General features: G+C 67.8%; 16 protein-coding genes. 15 read left to right on the top strand and 1 reads right to left on the bottom strand.

Annotated features, from left to right (window positions below; translation table 11 throughout):
* Positions 1 to 40 precede the first annotated feature (40 nt).
* The 8 genes from J2S53_RS01750 to J2S53_RS01785 all read left to right on the top strand — a co-directional run bounded on the left by J2S53_RS01750 (position 41) and on the right by J2S53_RS01785 (position 11,118).
* A complete protein-coding gene (locus tag J2S53_RS01750) occupies positions 41 to 1,681 on the top strand; it encodes a UDP-N-acetylmuramoyl-L-alanyl-D-glutamate--2,6-diaminopimelate ligase (protein WP_456239463.1) in 1,641 nt (546 codons plus the stop codon).
* Positions 1,678 to 3,186, top strand: coding sequence for a UDP-N-acetylmuramoyl-tripeptide--D-alanyl-D-alanine ligase (locus J2S53_RS01755; RefSeq protein WP_456239464.1), 1,509 nt, complete (start codon positions 1,678 to 1,680; stop codon positions 3,184 to 3,186). The genes J2S53_RS01750 and J2S53_RS01755 overlap by 4 nt, the downstream gene beginning before the upstream one ends.
* Positions 3,183 to 4,259: a phospho-N-acetylmuramoyl-pentapeptide-transferase gene (mraY, locus tag J2S53_RS01760; RefSeq protein WP_456239465.1), complete on the top strand. Its 1,077-nt coding sequence runs from the start codon at positions 3,183 to 3,185 to the stop codon at positions 4,257 to 4,259. Before J2S53_RS01755 ends, mraY begins: the two co-directional genes overlap by 4 nt.
* A 114-nt stretch (positions 4,260 to 4,373) precedes the next feature.
* Positions 4,374 to 5,804: a UDP-N-acetylmuramoyl-L-alanine--D-glutamate ligase gene (gene murD, locus J2S53_RS01765; protein ID WP_456239466.1), complete on the top strand. Its 1,431-nt coding sequence runs from the start codon at positions 4,374 to 4,376 to the stop codon at positions 5,802 to 5,804.
* A gap of 7 nt (positions 5,805 to 5,811) precedes the next feature.
* Positions 5,812 to 7,224 carry a putative lipid II flippase FtsW gene (ftsW, locus tag J2S53_RS01770; RefSeq protein WP_456239467.1) on the top strand — a complete coding sequence of 471 codons (1,413 nt, stop codon included), beginning with the start codon at positions 5,812 to 5,814 and terminating at the stop codon, positions 7,222 to 7,224.
* 177 nt (positions 7,225 to 7,401) lie between these two features.
* The gene (gene murG, locus J2S53_RS01775; RefSeq protein WP_092977601.1) at positions 7,402 to 8,571 is read left to right on the top strand and encodes an undecaprenyldiphospho-muramoylpentapeptide beta-N-acetylglucosaminyltransferase; all 1,170 of its coding nucleotides are present in this window, start codon (positions 7,402 to 7,404) and stop codon (positions 8,569 to 8,571) included.
* A gap of 110 nt (positions 8,572 to 8,681) precedes the next feature.
* A complete protein-coding gene (gene murC / locus J2S53_RS01780; RefSeq protein ID WP_456242670.1) occupies positions 8,682 to 10,064 on the top strand; it encodes a UDP-N-acetylmuramate--L-alanine ligase in 1,383 nt (460 codons plus the stop codon).
* 403 nt (positions 10,065 to 10,467) lie between these two features.
* Positions 10,468 to 11,118: a cell division protein FtsQ/DivIB gene (locus J2S53_RS01785; RefSeq protein WP_456239468.1), complete on the top strand. Its 651-nt coding sequence runs from the start codon at positions 10,468 to 10,470 to the stop codon at positions 11,116 to 11,118.
* A gap of 168 nt (positions 11,119 to 11,286) precedes the next feature.
* On the opposite strand, the gene J2S53_RS01790 is transcribed toward J2S53_RS01785, so the two are convergent.
* Positions 11,287 to 11,970 carry a spermidine synthase gene (locus J2S53_RS01790; RefSeq protein ID WP_456239469.1) on the bottom strand — a complete coding sequence of 228 codons (684 nt, stop codon included), beginning with the start codon at positions 11,968 to 11,970 and terminating at the stop codon, positions 11,287 to 11,289.
* 530 nt (positions 11,971 to 12,500) lie between these two features.
* On the opposite strand from J2S53_RS01790, the gene ftsZ reads away from it, so the two are divergent.
* From ftsZ to J2S53_RS01825, 7 genes are all read left to right on the top strand, one after another.
* Positions 12,501 to 13,991, top strand: a complete 1,491-nt coding sequence (ftsZ, locus tag J2S53_RS01795) for a cell division protein FtsZ (RefSeq protein ID WP_456242671.1) — start codon at positions 12,501 to 12,503, stop codon at positions 13,989 to 13,991.
* Positions 13,992 to 14,097: 106 nt separating this feature from the next.
* Positions 14,098 to 14,817, top strand: a complete 720-nt coding sequence (pgeF, locus tag J2S53_RS01800; RefSeq protein ID WP_456239470.1) for a peptidoglycan editing factor PgeF — start codon at positions 14,098 to 14,100, stop codon at positions 14,815 to 14,817.
* A gap of 8 nt (positions 14,818 to 14,825) precedes the next feature.
* On the top strand, positions 14,826 to 15,560 hold the full coding sequence (locus J2S53_RS01805; protein ID WP_456242672.1) for a YggS family pyridoxal phosphate-dependent enzyme: 735 nt from the start codon (positions 14,826 to 14,828) through the stop codon (positions 15,558 to 15,560).
* A 61-nt stretch (positions 15,561 to 15,621) separates the two neighbouring features.
* Complete coding sequence (locus J2S53_RS01810; protein ID WP_456239471.1) at positions 15,622 to 16,239, top strand: cell division protein SepF; 618 nt, start codon at positions 15,622 to 15,624, stop codon at positions 16,237 to 16,239.
* 19 nt (positions 16,240 to 16,258) lie between these two features.
* Positions 16,259 to 16,543 carry a YggT family protein gene (locus J2S53_RS01815; protein WP_175496697.1) on the top strand — a complete coding sequence of 95 codons (285 nt, stop codon included), beginning with the start codon at positions 16,259 to 16,261 and terminating at the stop codon, positions 16,541 to 16,543.
* A gap of 46 nt (positions 16,544 to 16,589) precedes the next feature.
* Positions 16,590 to 17,459, top strand: coding sequence for a DivIVA-like cell division protein Wag31 (wag31, locus tag J2S53_RS01820; RefSeq protein ID WP_092977591.1), 870 nt, complete (start codon positions 16,590 to 16,592; stop codon positions 17,457 to 17,459).
* Between the two features lie 93 nt (positions 17,460 to 17,552).
* Positions 17,553 to 18,101, top strand: a complete 549-nt coding sequence (locus tag J2S53_RS01825; protein ID WP_456239472.1) for a hypothetical protein — start codon at positions 17,553 to 17,555, stop codon at positions 18,099 to 18,101.
* Positions 18,102 to 18,172: the final 71 nt, after the last annotated feature.

Below are 18,172 nucleotides of genomic sequence, written 5' to 3' on the forward strand. Positions count from 1 at the left end.
TAAAGCTGCTCCGTGGAGCGGTACCGGTAACCTTTTTCCCGTGCCTTCCCCGGTTGCGAGTTCTCCGCCACGTCCCTCGCGTGTCGAGCCGGTACGTGTCGAGGAGTTAGCCGATTCGATCGGTGCCCGTGTCGTTCGTCCCGCCGAAACCCCGGAATCAGCCGCCGCGTCCGTCGAGGTGGCCGGAGTGACGCTGCGTGCCCAGCACGTACGGCCGGGTGATGTCTTCGCCGCGTTGCGGGGCGCCAGAACGCACGGTGCCGAGCACGCGGCCACCGCGCTGGATGCGGGTGCCCGGGCGGTCCTCACCGACGAGTCGGGGGCCGCTCACCCCGAGCTGCTGCGGCACCCCGCCGTGTCGCGCGGTGAGGTCGTGCTGCTGGTTCACTCGGATCCGCGCGGTGTGCTCGGTGAGCTCGCCGCCGAGGTCTACGGTCGTCCCGCCGACGGGTTGTCGGTACTCGGTGTGACAGGGACCTCGGGCAAGACGACCACGAGCTATCTGATCGAGTCGGCGCTGCGCTCGGCCGGGCTGGTCACCGGCCTGATCGGGACCGTCGAGACCCGGCTGGCCGGTACCCGGCTGGAAAGCGCGTTCACCACCCCGGAGGCCCCCGACCTGCAGGCACTGCTGGCGGTGATGCTCGAAGGGGGAGTCACCCACGTGGTCATGGAGGTGTCCAGTCACGCCCTCGTGCTGGGCAGGGTTGCCGGGCTGCGGTTCGCCGTGGGCGGTTTCACCAACCTCTCCAGCGAACACCTGGACTTCCACCGCGACATGGCGGACTACTTCGCGGCCAAGGCGATGCTGTTCGATGGGCGCTGCACTCGGGAGGTGGTGTGCACCGACACCGAGTGGGGCTCCAGGCTGGTCGGGCCGGGAACCGCCACGGTGGCGACGCAGGGCACCGCGGACTGGACGGCCACCGATGTGGTCACCAGCACCACCGGTGCGCAGCGGTTCACCGTCAACGCTCCCGACGGCGCCCGCACCGAGGTCGAGCTGCGGCTGCCGGGCTCGTTCAACATCGCCAACGCACTGTTGGCCACCGCGATGGCACGAGCCGTCGGTGTCGAGTACGCCGATATCGCGAACGGACTCGGTGAGGTGGACGTTCCGGGACGCATGGAGCGTGTCGCGCTGGGACAGGACTTCGCGGCGGTGGTCGACTACTCCCACAAGCCGGGAGCCGTCGGCGCTGTGCTGGAAGCCGCACGCTCCCAGGCGGCGGGGAAGGTGATCGTCGTGCTCGGTTGTGGCGGTGACAGGGACACGGCCAAACGTCCCGTCATGGGAGCCACGGCAGCCCAGCGGGCCGACGTTCTGATAGTGACCGATGACAATCCCCGTAGTGAGGATCCCGCGCGGATCCGTGCCGCCGTGCTCGAGGGAACCACTCGGGTCGCGAAGTCCGAGCGGGCCGAATCCCACGAGATCGGTGATCGGCGTGCGGCCATCGCGGAAGCGGTACGGCGCGCAGCCGGCGGTGACGTCGTCGTGGTCGCCGGTAAGGGGCACGAAACCGGCCAGGAAGTGGCGGGTGTGGTTCACCCGTTCTCCGATCGCGACGAACTCGCCGCGGCACTGCGTGAACGACTCGGGAGTCCGCAAGGGACGGAAACCGTTCCCGCTGGTCGGATCCCCGACAACCAGCGGGGAAGTGACGAGGAGGCAAGGTGATCCGGCTCAGCCTCGACGAGGTAGCTGGGGCGGTCGGTGGCAGGCTGCACCGCGCCGATGGCAGCGAGGTCGTCACCGCGGCCGTCGAATTCGATTCCAGGAAGATTCGGCCCGGTGGGCTGTTCGTGGCGATGCCGGGCGAGCAGGTCGATGGTCACCGGTTCGCGGAGCAGGCGGTCTCCGACGGTGCCGTCGCGGTGCTGGCCGCCAGGGAGGTCGCGGCTCCCGCGGTGATCGTGCCCGCCGTCGGTTCGGCGGAGCGGTCCCGCGCGATGGCGCTCGCGGCCGACGAGGACGGCTCCGGAGCAGCGGTTCTGGTGGCCATGGCCCGGCTCGCCCGTTTGGTCGTGGACAAACTCGCGAACCAACTCACGGTCGTGGGAGTGACCGGTTCGTCCGGCAAGACCTCGACCAAGGACATGATCGCGCAACTGCTCGAGCGGATGGGGCCCACCGTGGCTCCCCCCGGTTCGTTCAACAACGAGCTGGGGCATCCGTGGACGGTGCTGCGCGCCGACGAACGAACCGAATACCTGGCGCTGGAGCTCTCCGCGCGCGGCATGGGGCACATCGCGGAGCTCTGCGAGTCCGCCCCGCCCCGGATCGGGGCGGTGCTCAACGTCGGCAGCGCACATCTCGGCGAGTTCGGATCCAGGGAGGCGGTGGCACAGGCCAAGGGCGAGCTCGTCGAGGCCCTGCCGAGCGCTGCCGAAGGCGGAGTGGCGGTGCTCAACGCCGACGACCCGGTCGTTTCGGCCATGGCCGAGCGCACCCGGGCGCGGGTGCTTCGTTTCGGGCAACACCCCCACGCCTCGGTGCGAGCCGACGACGTCGAGGTGGACGAGCTCGCCCGGCCGCGTTTCACCCTGATCACTCCCGACGGCCACGCCCGGGTGCGGTTGCCGCTGCACGGTGAGCACCACGTCGGCAACGCACTGGCCGCGGCTGCCGTGGCGTTCGAGCTCGGAGCCGCGACCGAGGACATCGCCGAGTGGTTGAACGGGATCGAACAGCTGTCCGGAAAGCGGATGGAGGTCACCACCACCCCGGACGGGGTGACCGTGATCAACGACGCCTACAACGCCAATCCCGAGTCCGTGCGGGCCGCGTTGAAAGCATTGGCGGCCATGACGCACGACCGTCCCGGCAGCGGATGGGCGGTACTCGGCGCGCTCGGTGAACTCGGCGACGCCGGTCCCGAGGAGCACGACGAGATAGGACGCCTGGCCGTGCGGCTGAACATCGATCGCCTCGTGGTGGTGGGTGACCAGGCACGTGCCATGCATCAGGGAGCCGCGCTGGAGGGCTCCTGGGGAGAGGAATCGGTTCTGGTGCCCGATGTGGACGCTGCCCTCGCGTTGTTGCGCGAGCAGCTGCGGCCCGACGACGTCGTGCTGGTCAAGGCCTCGAACGCCGCGGCGCTGTGGCGGGTCGCCGAGGAGCTGGTTCCCGCGGCGCCCGGTTCGGCGGAGGGCTCCACCGGACGGGACGGTGGTACGACGTGAAGCACATTCTGATCGCGGCCGCCGTCGGGCTGGTCGTCTCGATTCTGTTCACCCCGTACCTCATCCGGGTCTTTTCCAAGCAGGGGTTCGGCCAGGAGATCCGTGAGGAGGTGCAGAAGTCCCACTCGGCCAAGCGGGGAACACCGACCATGGGTGGTATGGCCATCCTCGTCGCCATGTGGGCGGGCTATCTGGCCACACACCTCACCGTCTCCGAAGCGTTTCCCAGCGTCACGGCCCTGCTGGTGCTCGGCCTGACCACCGTGCTGGGCTTCGTCGGTTTCCTGGACGACTTCATCAAGATCCGCAAGCGCCGCAACCTCGGGCTCAACAAGACGGCCAAGCTCGTGGGGCAGATGGTCGCCTCGGTGCTGTTCGCGATTCTGGCCCTGCAGTTCAAGGACCAGAACGGCATCACGCCCGCCTCCGCGCACCTGTCGTTCATCCGCGACATCAGCGTGGTCTCGTTCGGTGTCATCGGCTTCGTGATCTTCGCCTACGTCGCGATCAGCGGTTGGTCCAACGCGGTGAACTTCACCGACGGCATGGACGGACTCGCGGGTGGTACCGCGGCGATGGTGCTGGCCAGCTACGTGCTGATCGGGTTCTGGCAGTTCCGCAACTCCTGTGCGCTGTTGGAGGACCCCGGGCCGGCCTGCTACCAGGTGCGTGACCCGCTCGACGTCGCGGTGGTGGCCGCCGCCGCGATGGGAGCCTGTGTGGGTTTCCTCTGGTGGAACGCCGCTCCTGCCAAGATCTTCATGGGCGACACCGGTTCGCTCGCGATCGGTGGACTCGTGGCCGGCCTCTCCATGACTACCCGAACGGAACTGCTGATGATCGTCATCGGCGGTCTGTTCGTGGTGGAGGCGCTCTCCGTCGTGCTGCAGATCGTGGTCTTCCGCACCTCGCGGCGCAGACTGTTCCGTATGGCCCCGTTCCACCACCACTTCGAACTCGCCGGGTGGGCGGAGACCACGGTTATCATCCGGTTCTGGATACTGGCAGCGATCAGCTGCCTGTTCGGTGTCGGGCTGTTCTACGCCGACTGGTTGGCACTGGTACCGAGCTGATGCTCGGTGTTCCCGCCGGGACGTGTTCCTCCGGAGCCGGCAGCCGCTGTGCTCCGGGCCCGTCCCGGCGGCCCGATGAACGACACGGCAGTCACGAGGATCTTTGGTGAGGTCATGAGCAAGGTGGGGACGCGGATCCTGGTCGCCGGAGCGGGGGTTTCCGGCAGATCGGCCGCCGAGGCGCTGCTGGCCGAGGGAGCGAGTGTCACCGTCACGGACGCCTCCGAAGAGCGGCTGGCCGAACTGGCCGGACCACGGATGCGGGGAGCCGAACTCGTCGTCGGTCTCACCGAGCCCCCGAGCGCTACCGATCTCGTGGTCACCAGTCCCGGCTGGCGTCCCGATGCACCGTTGCTGACGGCCGCTGAGGCCGCTGGGATCGAAGTGATCAGCGAGATCGAGCTCGCCTGGCGTCTCGACCGGGCTTCCGCACGGCCCGCCCACTGGCTGGCCGTTACGGGGACCAACGGTAAGACCACCACCGTCGGAATGCTGGAGTCGGTGCTGCGTGCGGCGGGCATGGACGCGGTGGCCTGCGGCAACGTGGGACTTCCCGCCGTGGACGCCGTCCGCGCGGGCCATCGTGTGCTGGCGGTGGAACTGTCGAGTTTTCAACTGCACTGGTCGAACACCTTCTCACCCGACACCGGGGTCATCCTCAATCTCGCCGAGGACCACCTGGACTGGCACGGCTCGCTGCGCGCCTACGGCGCTGCCAAGGGCAAGGTGTACGGCGGGAACTCGGTTTCGGTCTACAACGCGGACGACCCCGCCTCCCGCGAGCTCGTCACCGAGCACTCCGCCGCGACACGGGTCGGGATCACATTGGGTGAGCCCGAATCCGGTCAGCTGGGAGTGCGGGACGAGGAACTGCTCGACCGCGCGTTCGGCCCGAACGGGGTTTCCACCTCGGCCGAAGCCGCACCCGTGTCGCTGGCCACGGTGGCCGATGTCCGGCAGGTGGGTGAGCACAATCTCGCCAACGCACTCGCCGCCTGCGCGCTGGCCCGGTCGTGCGGGGTGTCCGCGACCGCCTGTGCCGAAGGGCTCCGCGAGTTCGCTCCCGGAAAGCATCGTTCCGTCGTGGTCGCCCGGTCGGGGGGAATTGTCTACGTCGACGATTCCAAGGCGACGAACCCACACGCCGCATCGGCCGCGCTCGGTGCGCATCGGGACGTGGTATGGATCGCGGGTGGACTCCTGAAGGGAGCCGAGGTCGACGAGCTGGTCCGGCAGCACGCCCACCGGTTGCGTGCGGCGGTGCTGATCGGTACTGATCAGGAGTCGATAGCCGAGGCGCTGCGCAGACACGCCCCGGACGTGCCGGTGGTCGGTATCCCCCCGCAACGGGAAGCCGCCATGTCGGAGGCCGTGCGGTCGGCCAACGACTACGCGACGTCGGGAACCGCCGTCGTGCTGGCACCGGCCGCGGCGTCCATGGACATGTACACCGACTACGCCCATCGTGGGCGGGAATTCGCGGCAGCGGTACGTGCCGTGCGGGCGGAACCGGGGACGGAACCGGCCGAACATCCCAGGGGGTGAGGCAGCTGTGGCAGCCCGGAACACGAGCGGGACTCGTGGACGAGGCACGCAGGGGGTCGCGGACGGTCTGCGCGGGATCAGTTCCGCGCTGACTTCCTGGTTGACCAGACCGCTGGCCTCGTTCCACCTGTTACTCGCGGCGTTCGGGCTGCTGACGGCTTTCGGAATGGTGATGGTGCTGTCGGCCTCCAGCGTGGAGTCCTTCAGCCAGCAGGGGTCCTCCTACAGCGTCTTCCTGAAGCACCTGCTGCACTGCCTCGCCGGGGCGGTCTGCTGTTACGTGGCCATGCGAATGCCGGTCTGGATGCTGCGACGGTTCAGCCACGTGTTCCTGTTGGTGTGCCTGGTGCTGCTGTCCCTGGTGCTGACCAGGTTGGGCTTCGAGAACAACGGTGCGCAGAGCTGGTTCCGACTGGGGCCGGTCTCGTTCCAACCGGTGGAGCCCGCCAAGATCGCGCTCGCGCTCTGGGGGGCTCACGTGCTCGTCACCAAACGGGCTCTGCTCGGCCAGTACCGCCATCTGCTGGTGCCGGTGCTCCCCGCGGCGCTGTTGATGTTCGCCCTGGTGATGATGCAGCCCGATTTCGGCTCCACGGTGACGCTCGGCATCGTGCTGCTGGCGCTGCTGTGGTTCGCGGGTGCACCGCTGCGGCTGTTCAGCGCGCTGGTGCTCGGTGCCGTCACCGGCATGCTTGCCCTGATTTTCCTCTTCCGCTACCAGATAACCCGGGTGACCTCGTTCTTCGACTCCGGCAGCGGCAACGACGACAAGAGTTTTCAGGCGACCCAGGCGCTGTTGGCGCTTGCCGACGGCGGCATGTTCGGTGAGGGAATCGGACGCGGGTGGTCCAAGTGGCAGTACCTGCCCGAAGCGGACAACGACTTCATCTTCGCCGTGCTGGGCGAGGAACTGGGGTTCGTGGGGTGCGCCTCCGTGCTGCTGTTGTTCGGTACCGTCGCCTACGTGGGGATGCGGATCGCCGCTCGCAACACCGATCCGTGGATCAAGCTGGTCTCCGCCACGCTCACCATGTGGTTGGTGGGGCAGGCCGCGATCAACATCGGTTACGTGGTGGGACTGCTGCCGGTCACCGGACTGCCGCTACCGTTGATCTCCTCGGGGGGAAGCTCGGTGGTGACCACCATGGTCGTTTTCGGGTTGCTGGCCAACTTCGCCAGACACGAGCCCGAGGCCATCTCGGCGCTGCGCTCGCTCGGCCCGGGCAAGATCGGCAAGCTGCTCAGGTTGCCCACTCCCTCGCCCTATCGGCCTCCCGCCTCGCGACGTCCCGCCGGGGCGGCCAATCCGCGCAGACCCCAGCCCGCCAAGCCGTCCGGTAAGAAGAACCGTTCCGAAGGCCCGAGTTCCGGAAAACGGCGGGCGCCGAGCGGACAACGACGTTCCGGATCCCCACGATGAGCCGGAAACCGCCGGAACGAACGGTTCCCACCGACGGGCGCCGGGAGCTGCTCGAGGGGCATGACAAGCTCACGTGAAACGGATCCGGTGCCGTGAGTCACCGGACCGCCACCACCGATCACCCCGAATCGCCACCCGGCCCAGCGGTGCGCGATCCAGAAACCAAGGAGGACTTCGTTGAACACGCAGCAACCGGGTGACCCCAGCGGTCGAGGTGGAGCACCGTCTCCCGCGGGGGAGACCGGCGCCGGTTCGCCGCGACGTCGGGGCCCCACGGTCGTCGTGGCGGGTGGTGGCACAGCAGGCCACATCGAGCCCGCGATGGCGTTGGCCGACGCGGTCCGCAGGCTGCGTCCGGACGCCAGTGTGGTGGCTCTCGGTACGGAACGCGGACTGGAGACCGACATCGTGCCCGCACGCGGCTACCCGTTGGAACTGGTTCCACCGGTGCCGATGCCGCGCAAGGCCAGTCCCGAGCTGCTCAGGATGCCCTCGAAGGTCCGCGATTCGGTACGCCGTACCCGCGAGGTGCTGGAACGAGTGGGCGCCGACGTGGTCGTCGGTTTCGGCGGCTATGTCTCCCTCTCCGCCTATCTGGGAGCCCGTGGCCGAGTTCCGATCGTCGTTCACGAGGCGAACGCGCGAGCCGGGCTGTCCAACAAGGTGGGAGCCCGCTTCGCCAGGGAAGTGCTGGCGGCCGTGCCGGACAGTGGCTTACCCGGTGCGCGCACCATCGGAATACCACTGCGCGAGTCGATAACCACTTTGGACCGTGCCTCGCTGCGCGCCCAGGCCCGCGCGCACTACGGGCTGCGTCCCGACGCGCCGACCGTCCTGGTCTTCGGTGGTTCGCAGGGTGCTCAGACACTCAACACCGCGTTCTCGGGGGCCTCCGACGAGTTGGGCAGGGCCGGTATCGGTGTGCTGCACGCACACGGGCCCAAGAACACGGTGGCGGTGCGGGAGCTTCCCGGAGCGCCGCCCTACGTGCCGGTGCCCTACCTGGAGCGGATGGATCTGGCGTACGCGGCGGCCGATCTGGTGGTGTGCCGCTCGGGTGCGATGACGGTGGCCGAGGTGTCCGCGGTGGGGCTCCCCGCCGTGTTCGTGCCGCTACCGCACGGCAACGGTGAGCAGGCCCTCAACGCGCAACCCGTGGTCACCGCTGGGGGCGCGAAACTGATTTCCGACGCGGAACTGACACCGCAGCGTGTCATCGATGAGATACTGCCGTTGGCAGGTGATTCCGAAGGGCTGGCACGAATGAACCGCGCGACGCTGAGTACTGGGCATCGCGAAGCGGACCGGGTGCTGGCCGAGACCACGCTGGAGGTGGCCGGGGCGTGAACGACGATGAGGATGGCAGGCAGTCGCGGGAGACACTTTCGGAGGGTTCTCCCGCCACCACCGACGATCTGCTGTCCCGGGTGCATCTGATCGGCATCGGCGGGGCGGGGATGAGTGGTATCGCCCGCATCCTGCTGGCCCGGGGGAGGAAGGTGTCGGGCTCGGATGCCCGCGATTCGAGAACCGTGCTCGCGCTGCGTACCCAGGGGGCCGCCGTCGCGATCGGACACGACAGTCCGAACCTGGACCAACTCGAATCGGGGCCGAGCGCCGTGGTGATCTCCACGGCCATCGAGGCCGAGAACCCGGAGCTGGCCGAGGCACGTCGCCGAGGTGTCCCGGTGCTCGGCCGTGCCGAGGCACTGGCCGCGCTGATGCGGGATCACCGGGTGGCATGTGTGACCGGGACGCACGGCAAGACCTCCACCACCTCCATGCTCACGGTGGCGCTGCAGCACTGCAGACTCGACCCGTCGTTCGCCATCGGCGGTGATCTCAACGACTCCGGGGCGAACGCGCACCACGGCGAGGGCGGGCTGTTCGTCGCGGAGGCGGACGAGAGCGACGGTTCCTTCCTGGTGTTCTCCCCCTCGGTGGCGGTGGTCACCAACGTGGAGCCGGACCATCTCGACCACCACGGAACCACCGAGGCCTACGTCGAGGTGTTCGAGAAGTTCGTGGAGCGGATCGAGCCGGGCGGGGTGCTCATCGCCGGAACCGACGATCCGGGCGCCGCCGCGCTGGCCGACCGAGCCGAACGCGCGGGGGTGCGAGTACGCCGTTACGGCACTGCCGTGGAAGGGGCGGACGACGCCCGCATCGTCTCCTACGCACCGCGGCACGGTGGTGGTTCGACGGAACTGCTCCTGGGCGGAAGCGGTGCCGTGGAACTGTACGTGTCGGTCCCCGGGGAGCACATGGCGGCGAACGCGGTCGCCGCGCTGCTGGCGGGGATCGAACTCGGGGCCGACACCGGCGAGTTGCTGGACGGCCTGGCCGCGTTCGGCGGGGTTCGGCGTCGTTTCGAGTTCAAGGGGAGAGCCGACGGTGTGCGGGTTTACGACGACTACGCGCACCATCCCACCGAGGTCCGGGCCCAGCTGCGCGCCGCTCGTACCGAAGTGGATTCCGGCAGGATCGTCGTCGCCTTTCAACCGCACCTGTTCTCCCGTACCGCCGCGTTCGCCGACGAGTTCGGTGCGGCGCTGGCCGAGGCCGACGAAGTGGTGGTGCTCGACGTGTACGGCGCCCGTGAGCAGCCGCAGCCGGGGGTTTCCGGCCGACTGATCGCCGATGCGGTGCCGTTGCCCCCCGAACGGGTGCACTACGAGCCCTCGATCACCGAGGTAGCGCCCCTGACGGCGGAATTGGCACGTCCCGGTGACATCGTGCTGACCATGGGTGCGGGCGACGTCACCATGCTGGGACCGGAGATTCTGACCGAGATCGACAGTCGTGACGGTGCCGCCGACCCGGTGCCGCCGGAGAACTGAGGCCGCCGACCGGCACACCCGGTCCCCGGGTCGAACGGGCCCGGGGACCGGCGGTTCGCACGTTCATGGGAGGTGCGTCCCCCGGAACGGGAACAGCCTGTCGCCGGGAGCCCGCGAGAGGTTCCGTCCAGCGAGAGCGCGAGAGAACCGATTCAACAGCGTTCCACCGGATCCCCGGCATCTCATCTCGCCCGATCGACCGACGTGTGCGGGCCGCTCCCCGAGCACGCGAGCGAGTTCTGCTATGGATTCCGAACGAAAAGCACCACCGGACGGAGATCGTGGGGTCGTCATGGCGGATTCCGGAACGACACGGACGCGTCAGCGCGGTCGCGCCACCTCGAGAGATCGGCGAGGCAGTGGATCCGGTACCGAGTCCTCCGGTGTGGGAGTTCGGGGATGGGTGACGCTGGGGTCGCTCGCCCTGCTGACCATCGGTGTGGTGGTGGTCTTTTTCACGCCGGTGCTGGGTGTGCGTTCCGTGCGGATCGAGGGAACCCGGGTGCTCGACTCGTCCAGGGTGCGGCAGGTGGCGGCGATCGAGCACGGTACGCCGATGGTTCGAGTGGACCGTTCCGGGGTGCTGCGGCGCGTGAACGGTATTTCCAGGATCGATTCGACCACCGTCCGGTTGTCACTGCCCGCCACGGTGGTCATCGACGTCGAGGAACGGCGACCGGTGATGTACACCGGGGCCTCGGAGGGGTTCCGGCTGGTCGATGACGAGGGGGTCGGTTTCGCCACGGTCACCGAGCGCCCGAGCGATCTGCCCGAGCTCCGGCTCGGCCCGGAACAGCGGACGAAGCGAGTGCGGATGGCGGCTGTGACCGCTGTGACCGCGCTGGACGGAAAGACGCTGGACCAGGTGAGAGCCGTAAGTGTCGAGACCGGGGCGGGAGCCCCGCGGGTGCGTATGTCACTGACGCGGGGACGTGCCGTCGAATGGGGCGGCACGGGTGAGTCCGAACGAAAGGCGGCTATTCTGCCCGTGCTGCTCGGCCGACCCGGTGAGGTATACGACGTGACCAGTCCGGAGCTGCCCACCGTTTCTTGAACCGAGCTCCGGCGCGTTCGGTGACTCGGTAGCCCGCCGTCTCCGGTCCTGGCCCGGATTTTCCGGTGGGGCTTTCGTTTCCCGGCGGGTGCACCGCGTTTCGTGCTGCGAGCCGTCCGGGGCGCCAGGGGTGAGGCCGCCGGACTCGTCGTCTTCGCCCCGAAGGTTTCAACGGGTCCCGAGGTAGAGGTGGTACTCCGTGCGCAGTGAGCCCAGCGTGACCGGAATCGGGTGCCGCCGTACCGTGTCGAAGACTTCCCGCATGGTCGTTTCCAGCTCCTCGGAGTGAGCCGCGGACCAGATCGCCACCACGCCGCCCGCCGCGAGTCCGCTGTGGCAGTTGGCCAGGAAGTCCTGTTCGTACACCGTCTCGTTGGCGTCGTGCACGAGATAACCGGGGCCGTTGTCCACATCGAGCAGTATCAGTTCCAGGGAACCACTCGTGCGTTCGGCCAGGACCGCGGTGACGTCCGAGGCGCACAGGTGTATCCGCTCATCCGAACGATCGTCGGCCAGCTCGGGAACCAGGCCGCTCCGGTACCAGTCTATGACCGCCGGTTCCAGTTCCGCGACGGTAACCTCGCGCACGAACGGGTCGGCCAGTACCTCGTGCAGGGTGTACCCGAGCCCGAGTCCGCCGACCAGCACTCGCGCTCCGTGCCGGGACTCCTCGGTTCCCGAGGCGGGCAACGACTCCAGCGCCGTTCGCGCCAGCAGGCGCTCGCTCTCGGTGTGGGCGGTGTCCATCACGAACACCCCGTTGACCCGTAGTTCGAGCGTGCCGTCAGCGCGCCGCAGCAGTACGACCTCGCCCCGGGGCGACTCCACCGTGGCCACTCGTTCGACGGACACTCGTTCCACGCCTCTCGTCGGGTGCCTCGGCTCCGCGTTGCTTCGCGCTCGGTGCGGATCGGCGGTCGTGCGAGCATTCGACCCTGTTGGCCCGCCCCGCTTTTCCTCACCCGGCCGCACACAATATCGTTGACGAGGTCCACCGTCCGAAGGTCCGTGTGAGTCCCGGATCAGCCGTCATGGACACCACGACTCGCGGATTCGTTCGCGGTACGGTGTGGACCGTGATCGTGACAAGCCGACGGGTCGGGTGTACTCGAGGTTTCGTGGTGTGGGGCGCGGAGCTTTCCGGGCGTCGTGCGGGTGTCCGTGGTCACGGCCGGTGAGTCGATGACACACGTGCGGCGGTAATCGGCGTGGCTGCTGGACTCCTGCCGTCCACGGTGCATAACGTCCGATCACTGCGGGTTGACGACGAGTCGGCCACGTAGTCACACACCACACCGGACGCCGGACGGCGTCCACGACCGAGACCTGTCACGGTCCACCCACAGCGAGCGCTTCAGCCACGACCAGGAAGGCGGATGACGATGACGCCCCCGCACAACTACCTAGCGGTGATTAAAGTCGTCGGCATCGGTGGCGGCGGTGTAAACGCCGTGAATCGGATGATCGAGGTCGGGCTCAAGGGTGTCGAGTTCATCGCGGTGAACACCGACGCGCAGGCCCTCCTGATGTCGGATGCCGACGTCAAGCTCGACATCGGCCGTGAGCTGACGCGCGGTTTGGGAGCGGGAGCCGCTCCCGATGTCGGTTACCAGGCCGCCGATGACCACAAGGACGAGATCGAGGAGGTGCTCAAGGGCGCCGACATGGTCTTCGTCACCGCGGGCGAGGGAGGTGGCACCGGTACCGGTGGTGCTCCGGTGATCGCCTCGGTGGCCCGCAAGTTGGGGGCGTTGACCATCGGTGTCGTCACCCGTCCCTTCTCGTTCGAGGGCAAGCGCAGAGCCAACCAGGCCGAGCAGGGCATAAAGGATCTGCGTGACGAGTGCGACACCCTGATCGTCATTCCGAACGATCGGTTGTTGCAGCTCGGCGACATCGGCGTGAGCCTGATGGACGCCTTCCGCTCGGCGGACGAGGTGCTGCTCTCCGGTGTGCAGGGGATCACCGACCTGATCACCACACCGGGGCTGATCAACCTCGACTTCGCCGACGTCAAGAGCGTCATGTCCGGGGCGGGGAGTGCCCTGATGGGTATCGGCTCCGCACGGGGTGAGGGCAGAGCGGTGGAGGCGGCGCAGAAGGCGATCAACTCACCGTTGCTGGAAGCCAGTATGGAAGGCGCGCACGGTGTGCTGCTCGCCATAGCGGGTGGTTCGGATCTCGGACTGTTCGAGATCAACGAATCGGCTTCGTTGGTGCAGGAGTCCGCCCATCCCGAGGCCAACATCATCTTCGGTACGGTCATCGACGACTCACTGGGCGACGAGGTGCGGGTCACCGTGATCGCGGCCGGTTTCGACGCCGGGGCACCGACGCACAAGAAACTGGACCCCGACAAGGTCGGTTCCACCGAGGAGGGCGATCCGGAGGCACCTGTGACAGCGGGCCAGGTGGTCGAGGGGCAGGCCGAGCCCGCCAACCGTGAGACTCCGGCCGCCCCGGAGAGCGTGCCCACCGCATCGGCGCCCCACTCGACCGGTCAGCCCGAGGGGAACACCGGCACCACACCGATCAGGCACTACGACCCGTCGTCCCAACAGACCGAGGCGGAGAGCACGACCCCCCCGGCCGCGGGCTCGTCCCAGGAGGCGGTCTCCCCCGAGCAGGGGAGGACTCCGAACCACGAAACCGGGGAACAGCGTCAGCCACAGCAGGGACTCGGCGGCGCTGTCGGTACGGACGGCTCGACCATCGGTGGTGAGCAGCAGTCCGGCACTGTGCCTGCCAGGCCCGCTGGCGGCTATCCGGGCTCCGGGAGCGGGTTCGGCGGTTCGTTGCTGGGACGCTCCAGGAACCAGAACGACGACGACAACGACGACGAGGTGGATATTCCGCCGTTCATGCGTAGGTGACACGACCCGTTCGCCCGTTCGGGGAGTGCGGGACAATGCACGGTGTCGGTGTCGTCGAACCGGACGCGCCGTGGCATGTTCGCAAGCACTCGCGGGAGGGCGCATCGTGCGGATCCGTCGTGTTGTCACGACTCGTGAAGGTGGTTATTCGAAACCGCCGTTCGACTCGTTCAACCTGGGGGGACGTGTCGGCGACGATCCGGAGCACCTGGCCGCGAACCGGGGAAAGCTCGCCGCCGGCATCGGGATAGCCGAACAACGTTTCGTCTGGATGGAACAGATCCACGGCAGAACCGCGGCCGTGGTGGACGGTCCACGTGCGGAACCCGTGGAGGGAGCCGACGCGTTGATCACCGCCGTTCCGCGGCTGCCGCTGGTCGTGCTGACGGCCGACTGCGTACCCGTCCTGCTCGGTGATCCGATCAGCGGTGTCGTTGCCGCGGTGCACGCCGGGCGCGTGGGAGCACGTGTCGGTGTGCTCGTCAGCGCGCTGCGACGGATGGTCGAGGCCGGAGCACGGATCGATCGGGTCGAGGCACTGCTCGGCCCCGCCGCGTGCGGTGGGTGCTACGAGGTCCCCGCCGAGATGCGTGACGAGGTGGAACGGCAGTTGCCCGGCAGCGCCACGAAGACGCGTGGCGGCACTCCCGCACTGGACCTGCGAGCCGGCCTGTGGGAGCAGCTCGCCGCCGCCGGCATCGCGCGGGTCGGACAGGACCCGCGCTGCACGCTGGAGAGCCCGGAACTGTTCAGCCACCGGCGTGATTCGGGAAGCACGGGAAGGATCGCCGCGGTGGTCTGGTCCGAGCCGGAGGAGCGGCAGTGAGCGACGAGATGGCCGAACACGCCCGCAAGGCCGGGATAGCCGAGTCGCTGGCCAAGGTCAGGGAACGCATCGAGCGGGCTTGCGTGAACGCGGGAAGATCCTCCGGGGAAGTCGGGTTGTCCGCGGTGACCAAGACGTTTCCGGCCTCGGACGCGGCACTGCTGGCTGACCTCGGTGTGACCGATCTCGCCGAGAACCGGGACCAGGAGGCCGCGCCGAAGGTCCGCGAGTTCCACCGGTTGCGCCCGCACTCCCGCGTGCGTTGGCATATGGTCGGTCAGCTGCAACGCAACAAGGCGCGATCGGTGGTGCGTTGGGCCGACGTGGTGGAGTCGGTGGACAGCCGACGTCTGGTCGAGGCGTTGCAACGTGCCGTGGGCGGTGCTCTCGAATCGGGTGAGCGTTCCGAGCCGTTGGACGCACTACTTCAGGTCAACCTGGAGCAGCGTACGGATCGGGGTGGTTGCACACCGGAAGAGGTCCCTGAGCTGGCGGAGATGATTACACGAATGTGTGAGATTCGACTCTGCGGCGTTATGGCTGTCGCCCCGCTGAACGAGGATCCGGATGTGGCGTTTGCCACCCTTTCGGGAATTTCCGAGCGGCTTCGGCGGGACTTCTCCGAAGCTCGGGAGGTGTCGGCAGGAATGAGTGGTGATCTGGAGAGTGCGATAGCCCACGGTTCGACCCGAGTGCGTGTCGGAACGGCGTTGCTCGGGGGGCGCCCGTTAGTCTCGCCGTGACCCGCCAAGCGGATCGAAGGCCTGCCGTCGCTGTACTTTTCGCGGAGGAAGGGGCTTGCCGATGAGTAAGCTACACAAGCTTAAGGCGTACTTCGGCATGGTCCCGGCCGAAGAAGTCGACGAGTACGACGAAGCGCCCGACGGATACGCTCCGGACTACGACGAGTACGACTCGTCGGAGGACAGGACGCTCGCTTCGCGCCGATACCTCGGCACACGCGGTGGCGGCCAGGACGATGATCAAGAGGACGACCATGACAGTGAGCCACGCTCCCGCGTCACGCGTACTCGGAGGCAGTGGGGAGCCGAGAGTCCGGTGCGCGGTTCGTTGGCGGTGGATCCCAACCTGGAACAGACTCCACGGTTGCGCGCGGTGACCGACACGGGTAGCCACTACAGTTTGAGCAAGATCACAACCTTGCATCCGCGCAGTTACAGTGAGGCGCGGACCATCGGGGAGCAGTACCGTGACGGCACACCGGTGATCATGAACCTGACCGAGATGGACGAGGCCGACGCCAAGCGGCTGGTGGACTTCGCCGCTGGTCTGGCCTTCGCGATGCGTGGTTCCATCGAGAAGGTGACCAGCCGTGTGTTCCTGCTCTCACCCCCCAACGTCGACGTGGCGGCCGAGGACAAACGCCGCCTCGCCGAGGGGGCCTTTTTCAATTACGGGTGAGTGGTGGCAGAGTTGAGTTGTGGAACCGGCCCTGATCGTTCTTTACTATCTGCTGTTCTTTTTCTGGCTGCTGCTCATAGCGCGTATCGTGGTGGAGCTCGTTCGTGCGTTCGCCCGCGACTGGAGACCCGGTGGCGGGGTTGCGATCGCACTGGAGACCATCTACACAGTGACCGATCCACCCGTACGCTTGCTGCGTCGGGTGATCCCGACGGTCCGAATCGGCAACGTCGGGCTGGACTTGTCCATTATGGTGCTGCTGCTGGTCGTGTACATCTTGATGCGACTGGTTCAACCCGGGTAACGGGGAACCCGGTGACTCGCAGCCGAGGAGTGCGTGAGGTGATCTTGTGGGTTTGACCCCCGCCGACGTCCATAACGTGGCGTTCAGCAAACCTCCCATCGGAAAACGGGGTTACAACGAGGACGAGGTGGATGCCTTCCTCGATCTCGTCGAAGCCGAGCTCGCGCGGCTCGTGGAGGAGAACGGGGACTTGCGGAACCAGGTCGAGCAGCTGGAGTCCCAGCTGCAGTCGGCCCAGTCCGATCTCGACGAGGCGCGGAGTCAGCCCGCCCCGGCCGATTCGGGCGCCGCCGCTGGTCCGTCGAGCTCCGCGGCCGCTTCCGAGGAGCCCCGCAGACTGCAACCCGTCCCCCCGCCCACAGCCGCTTCCGAGCAGACCTCGCCGGGCGGCGACCAGCACGTGCAGGCCGCCAAGGTGCTCGGCCTGGCGCAGGAGATGGCCGACCGGCTGACCGGTGAGGCAAAGACCGAGTCCGACGGGATGCTCTCCGAGGCGCGTACCAAGTCCGAACAGTTGCTCTCGGACGCACGGACCAAGGCCGACAGCATGGTCAACGACGCGCGCAGCCGAGCCGAAACGATGCTCAACGACGCGCGCAGCCGAGCCGAGACCCTGGAACGCCAGGCGCGTGAGAAGGCCGCGGGCCTGGAGCGGGACGCGCAGCACAAGCACGCCGAAGTGATGGGCAACATCACGCAGGAGAAGAACGCGCTCGAGAAGAAGATCGAAACACTACGCACCTTCGAGCGGGAGTACCGCTCCCGGCTGCAGACCTACCTGGAATCGCAGCTACGTGAACTGCAGGATCGCGGTTCGGCCGCTCCGGCGGAGAACTCCAACAACAGCAGGTCGAACTCCTCGGGGCAGCAGAGTGGCAGCTACAACTTCGGGGCACGTGCCGCGGAAGCGGGCTGAGGTTTTCGGAGCGGGTGGCGCGTTTCGACGTGTCACCCGGCTCGTTGACCCGGGACGTACGGTCCTCGGATCCAGCTGAAAGCGTGAGTGCTCGTGCTGTTGACAGTGCTGCTTCTCCTCCTGGTGGCCGCGGGTGTCCTGGTGTTCGCGGTGGCCGCGGGCTCGGCCCAGTGGGCCTGGCTCTCGGTGCTGCTGTGCGCGGTGGCCGCCGTCCTGCTGTTCTGGTCCCGTGCCCGTGACAGGAAACGGGGCGTCTCCGCTCCCCGGCATTCGGCACACGCCGTCGCGGACGGCGCCGCATCCGATCCGGTAGCCGAATCAGAAGCCCTCCCGGACGGGATCGGTACGACGGCCGGGGACGACGCGGTTGTCCCGCCCACGGAAGCCGTCGAGCCGGATCCGGACACCGAGCCGTCCGAGCAGCGAACCGACGCCGCTGACGTGCTGTTGGTGTGCGAGTCGGACGCCGAGGTGCTCGTGATCGACGAGCGACCTCGCTACCATCTCGACACTTGCTCGTGGGTCGGTGAACGAGCCACCATGCCGCTGCCCGTGGGGGAGGCGCGTGAGCTCGGCTTCACCCCCTGTGCGGTCTGCTGCCCCGACACATCGGTGGCCCGACTGGAACGGTCGAGCGCCTGAAGCCGGTGGCACGTCGTGGCCCGCACCGTGCTCGGGAGGCAGTCGCGTGCCGGCGCTCCGGTGGCCCGTCG

Source organism: Actinopolyspora lacussalsi, assembly GCA_030803735.1.
In the GTDB taxonomy this organism is placed as follows: domain Bacteria; phylum Actinomycetota; class Actinomycetes; order Mycobacteriales; family Pseudonocardiaceae; genus Actinopolyspora; species Actinopolyspora lacussalsi.